We start from the raw sequence: 16,703 nt of genomic DNA, 5'->3' as shown, positions 1-16,703 counted from the left end.
TGGACTTGAACATTTTCTTTGATTATGTCATATTGATATTATTAAAACGATAATATGATTTATGAAGGAGGCTGCCCTCTCTTGAATCTGCACGAGAACGAACATAACTATTCAGCCAGCAATTATCGTACCCCGGACGGTGCGCCGTCGGATATTGTGATATTCACGATAACCTCACAAGAGAAAGAAACGACCAAGAAAGCTCTCCCGATGAGGGAGCTGCAAGTGCTGCTGATTCGCCGTAAAGTCTGGCCTTTCGAGGGGCAATGGGCATTACCAGGTGGATTTACCCGTGAGACCGAGACGGTGGAGGAATGCGCCGTTCGGGAGCTGAAGGAAGAAGCGGGTGTCGAGCATGTACACATGGAATATCTGAAGGCGTACAGCAAGCCGGGGCGTGATCCACGGGGCTGGATGATCAGCCATGCGTTCTGTGCCTTGGTGAATGAGAAGTACTTGGCGGATCGGAAGGCATCAGATGATGCTGTAGATGTTCGGCTGTTCCCGCTCTTCGAAGCGCTTGAGATGAATTTGGCTTTTGACCATCATGACATTATTCAGGATGCGTACCTGCGCATTCAGCAGCAGATGCTGACGCAAGCCATTGCGAGTGCATTTCTGCCAGAGGAATTTACGATTGGGGAGCTGTATCAGATCATTCAGACGGTTGTCCCTACGTTCGAAGAGAAGAACTTTATCCGCAAAGTGACCTCCACTCAGAGCCGAAAAGGGCTTATTGAAGAGGTCCACCTTCCAGACGGAAGTCTAAAGTTATCTAATCAGTACTCACAGCGTGCGGCGCAGCTGTACCGTTTTACCGGGTTTGTGCCGGAGCTGTCTATTTATAGTTAGGAGTGATCAACATGAAGCAAAACTTAACAATAGCAGGCCTGCTTATCGCCATACTAGCCGTGGCTTATTACACCTCGTCCAGCACCATCGAGATTGCTGCTACAACAACGGGTCTAGCAGCTGTCTGGCTGACGGCGAAGGAGAAGATCTGGACCTGGCCGATTAGCCTCATCAATGTGGCCTGCTTCTTCTATATGTTCCTGGACGTCAAGCTGTATGCGGATATGACGCTGCAGGTGTTCTTTTTCATCCTCAGTATTTACGGCTGGATCATCTGGATGACGAAGCGCGGCGAAGCGGCTGTTCGCCCAACTAGAGTTTGGAATGTGAAGCTGGCAGCGATGCTGGGCGGATTTATCGTTATTTTTACAACAGTATGGGGTCTTGTTCTTGATGTCTATACCGATGCTTCAATCCCTTATTTGGATGCTTTTATTGCAACGTTAAGCTTGACGGCTCAATTCCTGCTTTCCTATAAAATCCTTCAGAACTGGTACTTCTGGATTATCGTAGACGTGTTATCGATTGGTATGTACTTCTACAAAGAGCTGTACACGACTTCGTTCTTGTACGTCATTTTCCTTGGAATTGCGATTATGGGCTTAGTGGATTGGAAACGTGAATATGCTCGGACGGCTGCAGCTTCGGTGACACAGGATGAGGTGAATCATTATGCCGGTTAAAAAAATTGGGCTCACACTTGGCAAATTCGCACCATTCCATCGTGGTCACCAGCATGTCGTCGAGACGGCGCTTGGTGAGGTTGATCACCTCATCGTGGTCATCTATGACAGTCCGGAAGTGACCCGAGTTCCGTTATCGGTCAGGGCTCGTTGGATTAGAGAGCTTTATCCGAATGTGGAAGTGCTGGAGGCTTGGGATGGACCGTCGGACAGCGGCGATACGCCTGAGATCAAGCGTAAGCAAGAGAACTATATTTTAGGCCTGCTCGGTGATAGGAAGGTTACGCATTTCTATTCCAGTGAATTTTATGGTGAGCATATGAGTGAGGCTCTGGGGGCAGTCAATCGTCAGGTTGATCCGCTCCGGGAGTCATTCCCCGTATCCGGTACGAGAGTAAGGGAAGCGTTGTATGAGAACAAAGAACTGGTGCATCCGATCGTTTACCGGGATCTCATTACGAATGTGGTGTTCCTCGGGGCTCCCTCCACGGGGAAAACAACCCTTGCCGCCCAGATGGCGGAGGAGCTGCAGACGATCTGGATGCCCGAGTACGGCAGGGAATATTGGGAGCAGCATCAGATTGAACGCCGATTGACGCTGGAACAGCTGGTGGACATCGCAGAAGGTCATCTTGAGCGGGAGGAACATCTGCTGCTGCAGGCAAGAGATATGCTGTTCGTTGACACGAATGCCATTACGACGTTTATGTTTTCCTTGTATTACCACGGTGAAGCTCATCCGAAGCTGGAGGAGATGGCAGCTCGCTGCGCCTCACGCTACGATATCGTCTTCCTATGCGAAGACGATATTCCGTACGACGATACGCCGGACCGTTCTGGGGATGTCGGCAGACATAATTTCCAGAAGCAGATTATTGCTGACCTTATCACTCGTAAGATTCCCTTCATTCCGCTTTGCGGCAGCTTGGAAGAGCGTGTTCGGCAGGTTAAGTCGGTGCTTGGGCGCTATGAGAAATTCAGCAATCCATATGAATGGGTGGGATGACCAAATGATGAGGGATCGAATTCTCGGAGGACTATTTGGTGTTGCAGTTGGTGACGCGCTGGGCGGAACGACCGAATTTATGAGCGAAGCGGAAATTAAGCGCGAGTACGGCTGGCTCGATCAAATCATTGGCGGCGGTGTATGGCAGCTCGAAGCGGGTGAGATCACCGACGATACAGCGATGACGATAGCGGTAGCGAGAGGCATTCTGCACAATCCAGCAGAACCGATCGAGGCTATTGGGGACTATTTTCTCAAGTGGAAGGCTATGAATCCGAAGGATATCGGCAACATCATCCGGACGGTATTTGATCAATATAATGGGGATTGGTTCGAGGCTGCACGCCGGGCCAAAGCGAGGTTGAACGGTATGACTGCCGGGAACGGCACATTGATGCGCTGTCTGCCTATTTCTCTAGCATATCCTGACCTTGAGGTTATGGAAAAGATCACGAAGCGGCATTCCGAGATGACCCATGATGATGAATCTGCGACGGAAGCATGCCTAATCTACAACCGCATCGCCCGAAGGCTGCTTCAGGGTGAAACTTTGAAGGCTGCCGTCCGCACCGAAATAACCGATACCCGCTATGAACAGCTGCTGAACGGCCAAGCGCCAATAGGTCCTCCGGATGGCTATGTGGTTCATACGATGCAATGGGTTGTCCATCATTTGCTGGAGGCAGATTCCTTTGAGGAAGTCGTTCAACGTGCCGCTAATAAAGGTGGAGACTCGGATACGATTGGAGCAATCGCAGGCGGGTTGGCTGGCATTTACTGGGGATACGATGGTATCCCCGCGAGATATGCGGAGAGCATTTTGTTGCGGCAAGAGTTAGTTGAGATTGGTGACAGGCTGATTGCTTTGCGAGAGAAGGCTGCTTAATCAAACACCGATACTAGCTAGACTGTATTCTATCCAACGTAGGGAGAAGCATGTTACTTAGACAGATGGCTAAGTTGGATTCTGTACAGTAGAAAAGTCCAATTAGGAGTATCCCAGTTCATTAAGCAAGAATTCTACTGTACAGAATGCAGGATAGACTAGGATGTTGGACAATAAGGCATCCATATGCTGTACAAAATACAGTGTAGCGAGTTAGATGAGATGAGAGTTCGGAGTAGAGTGCTTGGAATAGGGTGCTTGTGGTAGAGTGCTTGGAATAGGGTGCTTGTGGTAGAGTGCTTGGAGTAAGGTGCTTGAAGCAGAGTGCTTGGAGTAAGGTGCTTCGAGTAAGGTGTTTGGAGTAGGGTGCTTGGAGTAAGGTGCTTGGAGTAGGGTGCTTGGAGTAGGGTGCTTGGAGTAGATTGCTTGGAGTAAGGTGCTTGAAGCAGAGTGCTTGGAGTTTGAGTGCTTGGGGTAGAGTGCTTGGAGTAGAGTACTTTGAGTTTGAGTACTTGTAGTGAGTACTGACAGAGTGAGAATGCTGCGACACGAACGACATAACGACACGCAAAAGGCTGACGAGTGCAAGTTCAAACTCGTCAGCCTTTTTGCTTATTGACATAAAATTTAATATAGCATTATAATATATCCATTATAACAAATGAATATATTAAAGGAGTTGTTTTCCTAATGAGCGCAATTCGTCCTTCTGCAGTTCCATTAGTAACGGTTGACCCTTATTTCAGTGTTTGGTCGCAGGCTGACCGGTTGACCGATGATCATACCCGTCATTGGACGGGACAGCGCCATGGTATGACAGGCTTGATTCGCATCGACGGTAAGGTACAACGGTTTGCTGGTCTGGTTGAGCCAAGAGCTGAACGTTATTATACAGAACCGGTAGCGATGGAGCAGAAGAGTGTGACTGTGTCTGCTTTGAGCACGGTGTACACGTTCCAATCTGCAGGAATCGAATTGACAGTTCGTTTCACTTCTCCTTTATTACTGGATGATCTGGATGTATTGTCGAGACCTGCTTCTTATGTAGCGTTTGAAGTAAACTCCCTGGATGGCCAAGAGCATGATGTGCAAATTTACTTCGATGTGACTGGCGAATGGTGTGTTGATCAATCGAACCAATCGGTTATTAGCCAGAAGCTGGAGAACGACGGACTGATCTCGCTGCAGATCGGACATGAGAAACAAGATGTAGTGAACCGTTCGGGTGACGATCACCGGATTGACTGGGGTTACTTCTATCTGAATGCGGAGAAATCCGATCAAGTGAGCGGATACATAGCTTCTGCTGATATCCGAAAGCAATTTGTTCGTAATGACAAGCTTACCGAGTCGACTTCACCAACAGCAGCTCAAGTGGTGGCAGATGTTCAGCCAGTTATGGCGCTCATCTACAATCTGGGCCGTGTTGGAGCTGCTCCTATCAAGAACCTGGCTGTTCTTGCTTATGACGATATCATTGCGATTGAATATTTTGCCGACAAGCTTGAGGCTTATTGGAAAAGAAATGGTCAAAGCACGCCAGACATGATCGCTGCTGCGTTCTCGGAATACGAAAGCCTGCTCGAGCGTTGTGCTACATTTGACCAGCAGATTATCGCAGAAGGCGAGAAATCCGGCGGCAGCCAATATGCGGATCTGCTTTCCTTGTCCTATCGTCAAGCGATCGCTGCGCATAAGCTCGTAGCGGATACAGAAGGCCAGCTGCTCTTCCTGTCCAAAGAGTGCTATAGCAACGGCTGTATGGCTACCGTTGATGTGAGCTATCCGTCTGTACCAATGTTCCTGCTCTATGCACCTGAGCTTGTAGAAGCGATGATCCGTCCGATTCTGAAATATGCAGAAATGGATGCTTGGACATTCGAATTTGCACCGCATGATATCGGACAATATCCGATCGGTAATGGTCAAGTTTACAGTGAGAATCAACGTGAAGGGCAAATGCCGGTTGAAGAATGTGGCAACATGCTCGTTATGGCTGCTTCCGTAGCTCTTGCAGGCGGCAACCGTGATTACCTGTTCAGCCATATGGATACTCTCGGCGAATGGGCAGACTATTTGACGGAGTTTGGTCTTGATCCAGAGAACCAGCTGTGTACCGACGACTTCGCCGGCCATTTGGCACGTAACGCAAACCTGTCTGTGAAGGCGGTTATGGGCGTAGCCAGCTACTCCATCCTGAAGAAGCTTCAAGGGGAAGAGGAAACAGCTGCCCGTTATATGGCCAAAGCCAAAGAAATGGCTGAGCAGTGGGGAGTACTTGCGGCTGACGGCGATCATACAAAGCTTGCTTTTGGACAAGAAGGCTCTTGGAGCCTCAAATATAATCTGATCTGGGATGTACTGTTTGGAACAGATCTGTTCTCCAAAGAGATGATCCGCAATGAGATCAGCTGGTATAAGAAGATGAAAAATGATTACGGTACGCCGCTCGACAACCGTGCTAATTACACGAAGAACGATTGGCTCGTATGGTCGGCCGCTCTGGCGGAAGATCAGAATGACTTCATCGAGCTGACTGCTCCAATCTGGGATATGCTGAATGAAACGCAGGACCGTGTTCAGTTCTCTGACTGGACAGATACGGTTACAGCGCGTCAGATTGGGTTCCAGCACCGGACTGTGGTTGGTGGTATCTTTATGAAGGTTCTGAAGGATAAAGGAATTATGCAAACGGAGTTTAGAAGTGCTTCTGGCAGTTTGCAGGCTTAATAAGACTGCGAAATCACGACATATGTAATAATGGGATAAAGGGGGGCGCATGCTGCATGCGCTCTTCTTTTTTAAAGAATGATGGATAGTATTAAATGGACATTTGTTCAAGTATTACTTTGTTAAGCTCCTTCCATATGGTATATTTGTTATAACGATTAATTTGGTCCGGATAGGAGGATATAGGAATGAGTCAAGATAGAGAACCCCTGTATATTAAGATTCAAAATCACTTTAAAGAATTAATAACGTCCCGGAAGCTGGTCGAAGACGATAAAATTCCGACAGAGAAAGATTTGATGGAAGAATTTGATGTCAGCCGTATTACGGTAGTGAACGCCCTTGCCGAGCTGGCGAAGGATGGCTGGATCTATCGAATTCCGGGCAGAGGCAGCTTTGTTAAGGGGATTCCCGAAACCCAGATGGCTCCAAGTCTATTGAATGAACCTCGTGGAGGGCAGACAAGGCCGAGAGTAAAGATTGGACTCGTATTCCCGGTGCTCGGGGATTACTTCGCCATTCGATTAATTGCAGGTATTACAGATGGGCTGAAGGCAAAAGGTTATCAACTGGTTGTGATGTTGACGAATAATTCCAAGGAAACCGAGAAGGAAGTCATCCGGGAAATGAAGAACAACGTGGATGGACTTATCATTTTCCCGGTTGATGCTGAGGTCTACAACGAAGAAATTATTGCGCTCAAGATGCAGAACTATCCGTTTGTTCTGATCGACAGGCATCTGCCTGGAGTGGAGACCAATGTGGTGTCTTCAGACGGTGCACATGCGTCGATGCTTGCCGTAGACCATCTTTGGAATCTTGGCCATCGGAATATCGCGATCTGCTCGGACTCGGCATTAATGACAGTCTCTGTAGATGAGCGGATTCAAGGCTATAACGAAGCATTGAAGCAGAAGGGCGCCTTAATTAATCCTTCGCTGATCTTAAATGACATTCACGCTAACGGTATCCTAGATGATCCTGCTAGTCCTCCGCTGCCTGCGACGGATCCGAATCATCCGTTATACCGCTTTGTCAAAAACCAAATGGCAACTGCCTATATCGCTTTGAACTGTTCGCTTGGCGTTCAAATTTTATCGATTGCGAAGAAGGTAGGACTTCGTGTACCTGAGGATATTTCCATTATATCCTTTGATAACCCGACACCACTCCTCGAGGAGTTCAGCCAGCTTACTTACATCGATCAGTCGGAGTATGAGATTGGTACCGAGGCGGTGCGTCTGCTGCTACAGGTGATCGATAATCAAGGTAAACTTCCGATCAGGTTCCATAAAATGATACTGAAGCCTAGCTTAGTCGTCCGCAAGACAACGGCTGAGGCTAATGTTCAAGCAAAGGCTTAAACAACCATAACATTTGTCCAATAACCCGATAGCCAATTTTGGCTGTCGGGTTATTTTTGTTTGCATTTATCAATTGACTAATTTGATATAACAAATATAATCTATATATAGGGTTTTATAGCATTTGAGTAAGGCTAAAACGAGCAAGGAGGAAAATGAACATGAATGACAGGAAAGCAGTAGAAACAGCACCATTGCATCTGCCAGTCACTAACGTATCAACAAGATCCTCTCTTAAGAAGTTTGCGGTCAGACACAAAGATGCATTAATTGCAGCAGCCATCCTGAGTCCCATGATTCTTTGGTGGCTGGTGTTATCGGGATTCCCAACGCTGTTTGGCTTTTTCCTCGGATTCTTCGAGTGGGTTGGTATAGCTGACAGTCCGAAATTTATCTGGTTCGACAACTATGTGCGCTTTTTCCAGGATCCTCTTTATTATGAGGCCCTGTGGAGATCGGTCTGGTTAGGGGGACTGGTTACCGGAATTACCCTGATCGCCGGATTTGGCGCAGCTATTCTGATGAATATGCCATTGTTCGGTAAGGGCATCTATCGGTCAATCTGGTACATTCCAGCGGTAACCTCAACGGTTGCTACTACCCAAATCTTTAACTTGCTTCTTGATACGAACAACGGTGTTATTAATAACTTTCTGAAATCCATTGGCAAAGAGCCAATTGTTTGGCAATATTCCGTCTTCTGGGGCGTGTTCTGGATCGTCGTCTACTCGGTATGGAAAGGGGTAGGCGGTGCAGCTCTCATCTGGCTTGCGGGATTGCAGTCCGTGGATGTGTCCTTGTACGAAGCAGCGGAAATCGACGGCGCGGGCCGCTGGGGCAAAATGAGGTACGTCACTCTTCCAGGCTTGAAACCAATTGCAACCTATATTGTAATTACAAGTTTGATCGGTGCTATTCAAATCTACGAGCAGGTATTGTTCATGACAGGCGGCGGACCTTACGGGAAGACGGAAGTACTCGTGTTCCGTATTTACCGCGATGCGTTCTGGGACTTCAATCTCGGTATGGCCGGTGCGTCTTCGCTCATCATGGCAGTAGTTGTCTTTGTAGGTACGGTGTTCTACTACCGCTGGTCAACGAACTCGGATAGAAGCAGCACCATTCCGATCAAAAGGAGGTCCTAGAACATGAAAGATTCATTGTCTAGAAAAGTAGCTGTACAGCTGAAGCCGGGTAATTTGTTTGCCCATATTGTTCTGCTTGGTATCGGGCTTGTCTTGCTATATCCTTTGATCTTTATGGTTCTGGCCGGCTTCTTCACGAAGAATGAGTTTACAACAAGCATCATTGGATTATTTCCAATTGCCAAAGCACCAACGCTCCATAACTTTACTGTGTTGTTTAACGTGTCGGCGGACAATTCGATCCAAAAGTATTTCATCAACTCCGGTTATCGGACCATTTATAACACCTTCTGGGCGCTGCTGACCTCCTTGCTGGCTGGTTATGTATTCGCAAGGCTTCGTTTCAAATGGAAAGACCAGCTATTCCTGATCTTGCTTGGTACGCAGATGATCCCAGGTACAATTGCGCTTATTCCGACTTACCTGGAGTTTGCGAGATGGCCGTTTGCAGGCGGAAACGACATTTTTACAGGTGGTAAAGGGATACTCGATACTTGGTGGGTTTACTTCATTGGAGGGCCGAGCCTTAATATTATGGGCGCATTCCTCGTGAAGCAGTCCATCGAGAAAATCCCTTATGAGCTTGATGAAGCGGCGAAGGTAGACGGAGCGGGTACGCTGCGGATTATTTTCCAGATTCTGCTGCCTCTGCAGATGCCAATTATGGCGTTTATTGCGATTACGACGGCGCTTGCTACGTGGAATGATTTTGCTACACCGTTCTTCTATACGTCATCGGATAAGCTGCAGACATTGCCTGCTGCCATTACCCGATTGTCGTCAGCTGCTGCCAGCCCGGGAGCTATTCCGAACTGGCCGTTAATCATCACACTTGGTCTTGGTATGACGATACCAGCACTCTTAATCTTCTTCTTCTTCCAGAAATATATCGTTCAAGGTCTAGCTAATACGGGAATCAAAGGTTAAAAATATTTGTTATAACATATTGAATATAACAAATAGTCATGATATATTAATTGCGACAGGTCAGTTATCATCCTAAATTGGAGGGGTTTATGTGAATAAAACAAAGATCACATCCTTGTTTGTAACTGCACTCTTAACATTCTCATTAACAGCATGCGGCGGTAACAACAATTCTAACGGAAACAATCAGCCTCAGAACTCGGCAGAGCCGACGGAGTCTGCTTCAACAGAGCCGGCTGAATCAACCGGGGCTGCGGCTTCAGGAGATCCGGTAACGATCACTGTACTTAACGAAGGTGCTGTAGGCATCGGTGTTGGTAAGATGGATGATTTGTTTGCACCAAAAGAGAAGGAATTAAAGGGACAAGGTGTTGATATCAATTACACGCCAGGTACTCTTGTAGAATCTTTCCCGCTTAATTATCAGAAGATCATGTCCGGCAAGCTGAAAGAAAAAAACATCAGTATTAAAGCGGAAGACTGGGGTTGGGGCGAGCCGCTGATCCAGAAGGAAACAGCAGGATTCCTAGCCAAAAATGTTCCAGATATTATTGTAGGTGAAACACAAATGCCGGGCTTTGCTCAGCAAGGTCTGCTCGAGCCGTTCCCTGATGACATTGCTGATGAGCTCCGTAATAACGTCTCGCCGGCTGCTTGGAAGCCGATGGAGTATGAAGGTAAAATTTACGGTCTTGCCCTGCAGCCTGGCGTAAGCAGCCTGTATTGGAACAAGAAGCTGGTGAAGGAAGCAGGCATTGATCCTGAGAAGCCGATTACTACTTGGCAAGAGCTGGCTGATAACTCCAAAAAAGTAACAGAAGCCGGTAAAGGCAAGTTTTACGGCGGTGGCGTTTATGGCGCTCCGAACTTCGGCGGATACTTGCGCTATGGCGCTCTAATTGGTATTAATGGCGGCAGCTTTGCCGATGAGAATGGTCTGCCAACCTTTAACTCGGATGCGAATGTAGAGACGATCAACCTGCTTCGTGAGCTGAATGCAGATCATCCAGCAGGCTTGATGGTTAACAATAACGAAGGCACGTACTTCGATGCTTGGAAAAAAGGGCAAACAGCCTATCTGATTGATGGTCCTTGGCAAGTACAGCAGTGTAAAGATAGTGGACTCGATTGCGGTATGTCGCCGATTCCATTGTCCCCAAGCGGCCAAGCTGCAAACGTAACGATTGGTGCTGCATTTAACTCGGTGCCAAAAGCTGCGAAGAACAAAGAAGCAGCATTTGAATACATCAAAGCGATGTACAGCAAAGAAGTTCAACAGCTGGTTGCAGACTCCAATGTACGCTCCCCGATTCTGAAGGAAATCTCTGAATCGCCGGAATACAAAGAGAAGCATCCAGAGATGTACCTGCATTACCAAGCCATGTCCGGTAATGTTTCAGGCTTGCCAACTTTTGCGAAAGACAACTCGAAGGTATGGCAAATCTGGGGTGACGCGGTCGTAAAATCCCTGATGACCAAAGGCGATGTAAAAGCAATCCTTGACGACGCCCAAAAGAAAGCAGAGCAAGTAACCAAATAATTTTAAAAAAAACAAAAAAAGAGGACTTTCTTAACACGTCCTGTTTGATTTGGAAGTATTGTTTACGCAGCAGAGCATAGGGAGCAGGGGTAGCTCTTGAAGAGCGATAGCGCCCGCCTTTGTCTGCAGGAAATATTCACACTAAAAATAGTTCACTTTTCCTGCAGACAACAGCGGCTGAAAGAGGTACCCCGTATCCCGATAGCTCATAGCAAGTACCCAATCACCTTCCAACAACAGGACTGTTAATCAGTCCTCTTTTTTTCAAACCGGGAGTGACTAACATGCCATACGAAATAAATCGATTAAAACTACACAAAGCAAAGGATTTATTGCCGAGAATACGCGATTCCATCTACGAACCCGTATCGGCAATGAAGGTTACGGCATGGGTGACGAAGGAACCGGTGCCTTATTCCGAGCGGAACAACGGTACACGTCTTGAACTTACACCAGGTGATAAATGGGGGAACTTATGGGATTGCGCATGGTTTCGGTTTGAAGGGATTGTTCCTGATGCCGTGGCAGGACATAAAGCTGTTCTGCTGATCGATATTAATGGAGAGCTTTGTCTGGTTGATGAGGAAGGCTCACCTAAACAAGGGCTCACTAATATTAATTCCGAATTTGACTTCAGCTTAGGTTTACCTGGCAAACGTGTTGTTGATCTGGGAATGTCGGCTGCTGGAGAGCAGGTCGATCTGTGGGCAGATGCCGGCTGTAACGATCTGTTCGGCAAGTACCGCAGCGGCACTTTAAAGGAAGCGGATATCGCGATTTGTTACGAGGAGATTCGTCAGCTGTACTACGATTTCGAGGTGCTTCTCGAGCTGGCGGAGCATGTGGCGGAGAAAAGTGCAAGACAAGAGCGTGTCATTCAAAGCTTGTATGATGCAGCACTTATGCTTGAAGTTATAAATGAAGAGACTGCACAGCGCGCTAGAGAAGTTCTTGCCAAAGAACTCTCCAAGCAAGGTGGAGATCCTGTTCTGACGGTTAGTGCTATTGGTCATGCTCATATCGACCTTGCCTGGCTGTGGCCGATCCGTGAGACGATCCGTAAGGGCGCACGTACTTTTTCCACTGTGTTAACGAACATGGAGAAATACCCGGATTATGTGTTTGGCGCAAGCCAGCCGCAATTATATCAATGGATGAAAGAGCATTATCCAAAGCTGTATGACCGGATCAAGGAACGAATTACAGAAGGACGCTGGGAAGTACAGGGAGCTATGTGGGTAGAGCCTGACACGAACATCTCCGGCGGGGAAGCCTTGGTGCGGCAGATTTTGTACGGCAAGCGCTTCTACCAGCAGGAGTTTGGCCAAGAGGTTAAGATTCTTTGGCTGCCGGATGTATTTGGTTATTCGGCAAGTTTGCCACAGCTGCTTAGAAAATCCGGTGTTGATTATATGATGACGCAAAAGCTGTCGTGGAACGTGTACAATACTCATCCTCATCACAGCTTTGAATGGGAAGGTATTGATGGCAGCAAAGTGCTGACACACCTTCCGCCGGAAGATACGTATAACAGCCCAAGTGCGCCAAGATCACTTGCGAAGATTGAGAACAGCTATCTGGATCGTAATGTTTCCGAGCATGCCCTGATGTTGTTTGGTATCGGCGACGGTGGCGGGGGGCCAGGCGAGGAGCATCTGGAGCGATTAGCACGTGAGCATAATCTGCTTGGACTGCCTCCTGTCGTGCAGGAAGATTCCTTATCTTTCTTCCGCAAGCTGGAGCAGGAGAAATCCCGATTCCAAACCTATCGCGGGGAGTTGTATCTGGAGAAGCATCAAGGAACATTGACGACGCAGGCGCGCAACAAATGGTATAACCGCAAGATGGAAAAGTCGCTCAGAGAGCTCGAATTTGCTGCTTCTCTATTGCTGGCGATGGGCGAGAATGCCTATCCGTCGGAAGAGCTTGAAGAAATATGGAAAGAGACACTTCTCTATCAGTTCCATGATATTTTGCCTGGCTCATCGATTACCCGTGTGTTCGAGGAATCGCTGGAACGTTATGCGGCGATGCATAGCAGAACGCAGCAATTACTTGCACAAACCTATGCCAAGGCTGCTAGATTGGCCGGGGCAGGGGAAGGTCAGGCGGTTGTCTTTAACTCTTTGCCGTGGGAGCGTAACGAAATCGTTGCTCATCAAGGTAAACGTTATGCCGTGAAGGTTCCTCCAATGGGATTTGCCTCCCTTGCAGAAGCGAAGCTTAGTACGGGAGCAGGAGAACAATCCGGACTCCGGGCTGGCGAACGTCAACTGGAGAACCGTTATTTGCGCGTCACGTTTGGACAGGACGGCAGTATCGCGTCTCTCTATGATAAAGCGGCAGGCAGAGAGTCTATCGCACCAGGTGCAGCGGCTAATGTGTTTACGATATATCACGATAAAGGCGATGCTTGGGATTTCCCAAGAGATTACCGGGATGCAGTGGCTGGCCGCATGAAGCTTGAAGAGAGTTCTTATTCTATTGATGGTCATCAAGTGGTGATGGAGCAGCAGTACAAGTTCGGGGAATCGACACTCGTACAGCGTATTGTGCTGGATGAAGAGGGTACAACCGTACGCTTCGAGACGAAGGCTGACTGGAAAGAAGCAGAGAAAATGCTTCGCGTTTCATTCCCGGTACAAGTGATGACCGACCATGTGAACTGCGAGATTCAATTTGGTTACTTGAAGCGCCCTACGACCCGGAATAATATGATCGAATTCGTAAGAGACGAGATTTGCGCTCATCAATATATTGATCTTTCACAGCCGGATTACGGCGTAGCGCTGCTCAGTGACAGCAAATATGGCTACAGTGCAGAACGAAATGTGCTGGACATCAACTTGCTTCGCAGCCCAAGTTATCCAGACCCGGTTGCAGACCGCGCAGAGCATCAATTCGTGTATGCGATTTATCCGCATCGCGGCGATTTTATTCAGGCTGAGGTGTACCGCAAAGGATATGAGCTTAATACGCCATTGACGGTAGCAGAGTCTGATCAAGGCACTGCAGGTAATACAGCCTCGTTTGCTTCGCTTATTCAAGTGGACAATCCACATGTCATGGTGGAAGCGGTGAAGAAAGCAGAGGATACGGATGATCTGATTATCCGTCTGTATGAAACATCCGGAACATTCGCCGAGACATCGGTAGCCTTTGGGGTGACAGGTGTGGAGATAGAAGAAGTGGATCTGATGGAAAATCCGCTCGGTAAAGCGGTAGATAGATTAACATTCCAGCCATTCGAAATTAAGTCTCTTCGCGTAAAACTAGGATAATTAAGCAAGGGGGTTAGCCGGAAAGCTTCCCCCTTTTTTTCATTTAATCAGTTATGGGGAGGACTAACATTCATGATAAGAAGAGATCGCCGTGAGGAACTGACAGGCTTTCAGGAAGGCGGGTCTTACGATCCGTCTTACGATCTGCAGACAGACTTTGTAATGGTGTACGGCATTCATGGGGATTTTCAAGAGCGTATTCGAGCTTGGAAGGAAAAGGGCTATGTCGTACATCTGATGACTGGCGTATCATGGGGCGGCTATCAGGATTACTTGAATGGGAAAATCGACGGCAGAACGCATTGGGATGAAGCCCAGAAAAACCGTAAATATGAGAATATCATTCACGGCACCTCCGTGGATATCCCCTATATGGTACCAACAATCGCTTATGCCGATTTTTTGACCGAACGGATTCGGATCGCGGTTGATGCCGGAGTGGAAGCGATCCATCTGGAAGAGCCGGAGTTCTGGGTAGAAGGCGGATACTCGGACGCGTTCAAGCGGGAATGGGAGATCTACTACCGTGAGCCATGGCAGGCGCCGCATGCTTCGGTAGATGCGCAATACCGGGCTTCGAAGCTGAAAGCTTATCTGTACACGCGGACACTCGACCGGATCTGCAGTACCCTGAAGGAATATGCGATGCAAAAATACGATCGCCGTATTCGCTTTTATGTACCAACTCATAGCTTGATTAACTACACGCAATGGCGTATTGTCAGCCCGGAATCGAAGCTGCTTGAATTGCCTGGTGTGGATGGTTACATCGCACAGGTATGGACGGGAACGGCGCAAACGCCAAATGTCTACAATGGTGTCCGCAAAGAGCGTACGTTCGAGACCGCTTATTTGGAATATGGCATTATGCAGGAGCTTGTCCGCGGTACGGATCGCAGAATGTGGTTCTTGCATGATCCCATTGCAGATGATCCCAAGTTTACTTGGAAGGACTACCGTACCAACTACATTCGCACATTAGTTGCTTCCCTTCTGCATCCGCATGTCAGCCGTTATGAGGTATGTCCATGGCCAAGACGGATCTATAAAGGCGAATATCCAAGAGAAGGCGGCGACGGCAAAGAAAGAATTCCGGCTTCGTACGCAACGGAGCTGCAAATTGTGCTGAATGTTCTTGGCACAATGGAAGGCCAGGATGCCAAATGGCTGACAGACGGCCTGCAGGTAGGACTTTTGCTGGCTGATTCCGCGATGTACCAACGGAACCATCCGGACTGGAGTGAAGAAGCGGCCTTCTTCAAATACGACGGAACAGAAGTAGCTTCAGCACTAGGGAATGAATTTATGGAACTGCTGGACTGGTCTCCTTTCTATGGCCTTGCGCTGCCGCTTCTTAAGCATGGCGCAGCCGTTCGCCCCGTGCAATTGGACAATGCGGGAAGATTCCCTGGTTACCTGGATGATTACCGGGTACTGGTGCTCAGCTATGAATATATGAAGCCGGAATCATCCGGATTACACAATGTACTTGCGGAATGGGTGAAGGAAGGCGGCACTCTGATCTATGTGGGAGACGGCAGTGACGACTTCCACGGCGTCCGCGAATGGTGGAATCAGGGAAGCAAGAAATATGCTTCTCCAATGGAGCATCTATTCGCCAGTCTTGGGCTGGACACAGAGCTTGCAGCAGGCGAGTATGCCGTTGGCAAAGGCTGTCTCGCATACTTGCCGCTGCATCCGTCGCAATGTGCGATCTTACCGGAAGCGGGCGAGCAGCTTAGACAAACGGTTGCATCTGCTGTTGCAGCCGCAAACCTTACCAATGGTGAGAAGCTCCGCTGGGAGAAGCAGAACGGTATGGCCTTGCAGAGAGGCCCTTATATCATAGCTGCTGTCCTTGATGAATCGGTGAGTGATGAGCCGTATACAATCAGCGGGAAGCTGATTGATTTGCTGGATGCGAATTTACCTGTTCTTGATCAGGTGACCGTGAAGCCTGGCGAGCAAGCGCTGCTCTATGATTTGAGTAAAGCAGGAGATGGCGTGCAGTTAATCGGGGCGGCTTCTCGTATTGATGAAGTAAAAGAGAGTGCAGACGGCTTTGGATTTGTAGCCTTTGGACCAGCAGGTACACAGGCGGCTGCCCGTTTCCAATGTCCTCGCAGACCTAGAACAGTAACATTCGGGCAAGAAGGTGCGTCGATCCGTAGTCAGGTGGAATTCAAATGGGATGAAGGCAGCACGACGCTTCTGCTGCGCTACGCGAATGATCCGTCAGGTATGGCTGTAAAAGTTCATTGGTAATCCAATCCTATATAAACATGGGGG

11 protein-coding genes are annotated in these 16,703 nt (G+C 48.2%); all 11 read left to right on the top strand.

From position 1 onward, the window contains the following. Positions 1-81 precede the first annotated feature (81 nt). The 11 genes from FHS17_RS20495 (at position 82) to FHS17_RS20445 (ending at position 16,679) form a co-directional block, all read left to right on the top strand. A complete protein-coding gene (locus FHS17_RS20495) occupies positions 82-852 on the top strand; it encodes an NUDIX domain-containing protein (RefSeq protein ID WP_167280304.1) in 771 nt (256 codons plus the stop codon). An 11-nt stretch (positions 853-863) separates the two neighbouring features. Further along, positions 864-1,535 (top strand): nicotinamide riboside transporter PnuC, encoded by a 672-nt coding sequence (pnuC, locus tag FHS17_RS20490; RefSeq protein ID WP_167280303.1) that lies wholly within the window; start codon positions 864-866, stop codon positions 1,533-1,535. Next, positions 1,525-2,541 (top strand): AAA family ATPase, encoded by a 1,017-nt coding sequence (locus tag FHS17_RS20485; RefSeq protein WP_167280302.1) that lies wholly within the window; start codon positions 1,525-1,527, stop codon positions 2,539-2,541. Before pnuC ends, FHS17_RS20485 begins: the two co-directional genes overlap by 11 nt. A 4-nt stretch (positions 2,542-2,545) precedes the next feature. Then, positions 2,546-3,427, top strand: a complete 882-nt coding sequence (locus FHS17_RS20480; protein ID WP_167280301.1) for an ADP-ribosylglycohydrolase family protein — start codon at positions 2,546-2,548, stop codon at positions 3,425-3,427. A gap of 690 nt (positions 3,428-4,117) precedes the next feature. After that, positions 4,118-6,157, top strand: a complete 2,040-nt coding sequence (locus FHS17_RS20475) for a glutaminase family protein (protein ID WP_167280300.1) — start codon at positions 4,118-4,120, stop codon at positions 6,155-6,157. Between the two features lie 188 nt (positions 6,158-6,345). Then, the gene (locus tag FHS17_RS20470) at positions 6,346-7,521 is read left to right on the top strand and encodes a GntR family transcriptional regulator (RefSeq protein ID WP_167280299.1); all 1,176 of its coding nucleotides are present in this window, start codon (positions 6,346-6,348) and stop codon (positions 7,519-7,521) included. Between the two features lie 161 nt (positions 7,522-7,682). Next, positions 7,683-8,666, top strand: a complete 984-nt coding sequence (locus FHS17_RS20465) for a carbohydrate ABC transporter permease (protein ID WP_167280298.1) — start codon at positions 7,683-7,685, stop codon at positions 8,664-8,666. A gap of 3 nt (positions 8,667-8,669) precedes the next feature. Continuing rightward, positions 8,670-9,593: a carbohydrate ABC transporter permease gene (locus FHS17_RS20460; protein WP_167280297.1), complete on the top strand. Its 924-nt coding sequence runs from the start codon at positions 8,670-8,672 to the stop codon at positions 9,591-9,593. Positions 9,594-9,684: 91 nt separating this feature from the next. Beyond that, positions 9,685-11,133 (top strand): extracellular solute-binding protein, encoded by a 1,449-nt coding sequence (locus FHS17_RS20455; protein ID WP_167280296.1) that lies wholly within the window; start codon positions 9,685-9,687, stop codon positions 11,131-11,133. Positions 11,134-11,417: 284 nt separating this feature from the next. Continuing rightward, entirely contained in the window at positions 11,418-14,414 is a 2,997-nt protein-coding gene (locus tag FHS17_RS20450) for an alpha-mannosidase (protein WP_167280295.1), read from the top strand. Between the two features lie 72 nt (positions 14,415-14,486). Next, positions 14,487-16,679 (top strand): hypothetical protein, encoded by a 2,193-nt coding sequence (locus FHS17_RS20445; protein ID WP_208420480.1) that lies wholly within the window; start codon positions 14,487-14,489, stop codon positions 16,677-16,679. The last annotated feature ends 24 nt before the right edge of the window (positions 16,680-16,703 follow it).

Origin of the sequence: Paenibacillus lupini, assembly GCF_011761355.1 — a bacterium.
In the GTDB taxonomy this organism is placed as follows: domain Bacteria; phylum Bacillota; class Bacilli; order Paenibacillales; family Paenibacillaceae; genus Pristimantibacillus; species Pristimantibacillus lupini.
Note: the sequence above shows the minus strand (reverse complement) of the source record. Positions and strands in the feature narration are given on the sequence as shown.

Bases quoted from the DNA above. Each gene is read 5' to 3' on its own strand.
- pnuC (WP_167280303.1), top strand. From the start codon at position 864: ATGAAGCAAAACTTAACAATAGCAGGCCTGCTTATCGCCATACTAGCC.
- FHS17_RS20485 (WP_167280302.1), top strand. From the start codon at position 1,525: ATGCCGGTTAAAAAAATTGGGCTCACACTTGGCAAATTCGCACCATTC.
- FHS17_RS20480 (WP_167280301.1), top strand. From the start codon at position 2,546: ATGATGAGGGATCGAATTCTCGGAGGACTATTTGGTGTTGCAGTTGGT.
- FHS17_RS20475 (WP_167280300.1), top strand. From the start codon at position 4,118: ATGAGCGCAATTCGTCCTTCTGCAGTTCCATTAGTAACGGTTGACCCT.
- FHS17_RS20470 (WP_167280299.1), top strand. From the start codon at position 6,346: ATGAGTCAAGATAGAGAACCCCTGTATATTAAGATTCAAAATCACTTT.
- FHS17_RS20465 (WP_167280298.1), top strand. From the start codon at position 7,683: ATGAATGACAGGAAAGCAGTAGAAACAGCACCATTGCATCTGCCAGTC.
- FHS17_RS20460 (WP_167280297.1), top strand. From the start codon at position 8,670: ATGAAAGATTCATTGTCTAGAAAAGTAGCTGTACAGCTGAAGCCGGGT.
- FHS17_RS20450 (WP_167280295.1), top strand. From the start codon at position 11,418: ATGCCATACGAAATAAATCGATTAAAACTACACAAAGCAAAGGATTTA.
- FHS17_RS20445 (WP_208420480.1), top strand. From the start codon at position 14,487: ATGATAAGAAGAGATCGCCGTGAGGAACTGACAGGCTTTCAGGAAGGC.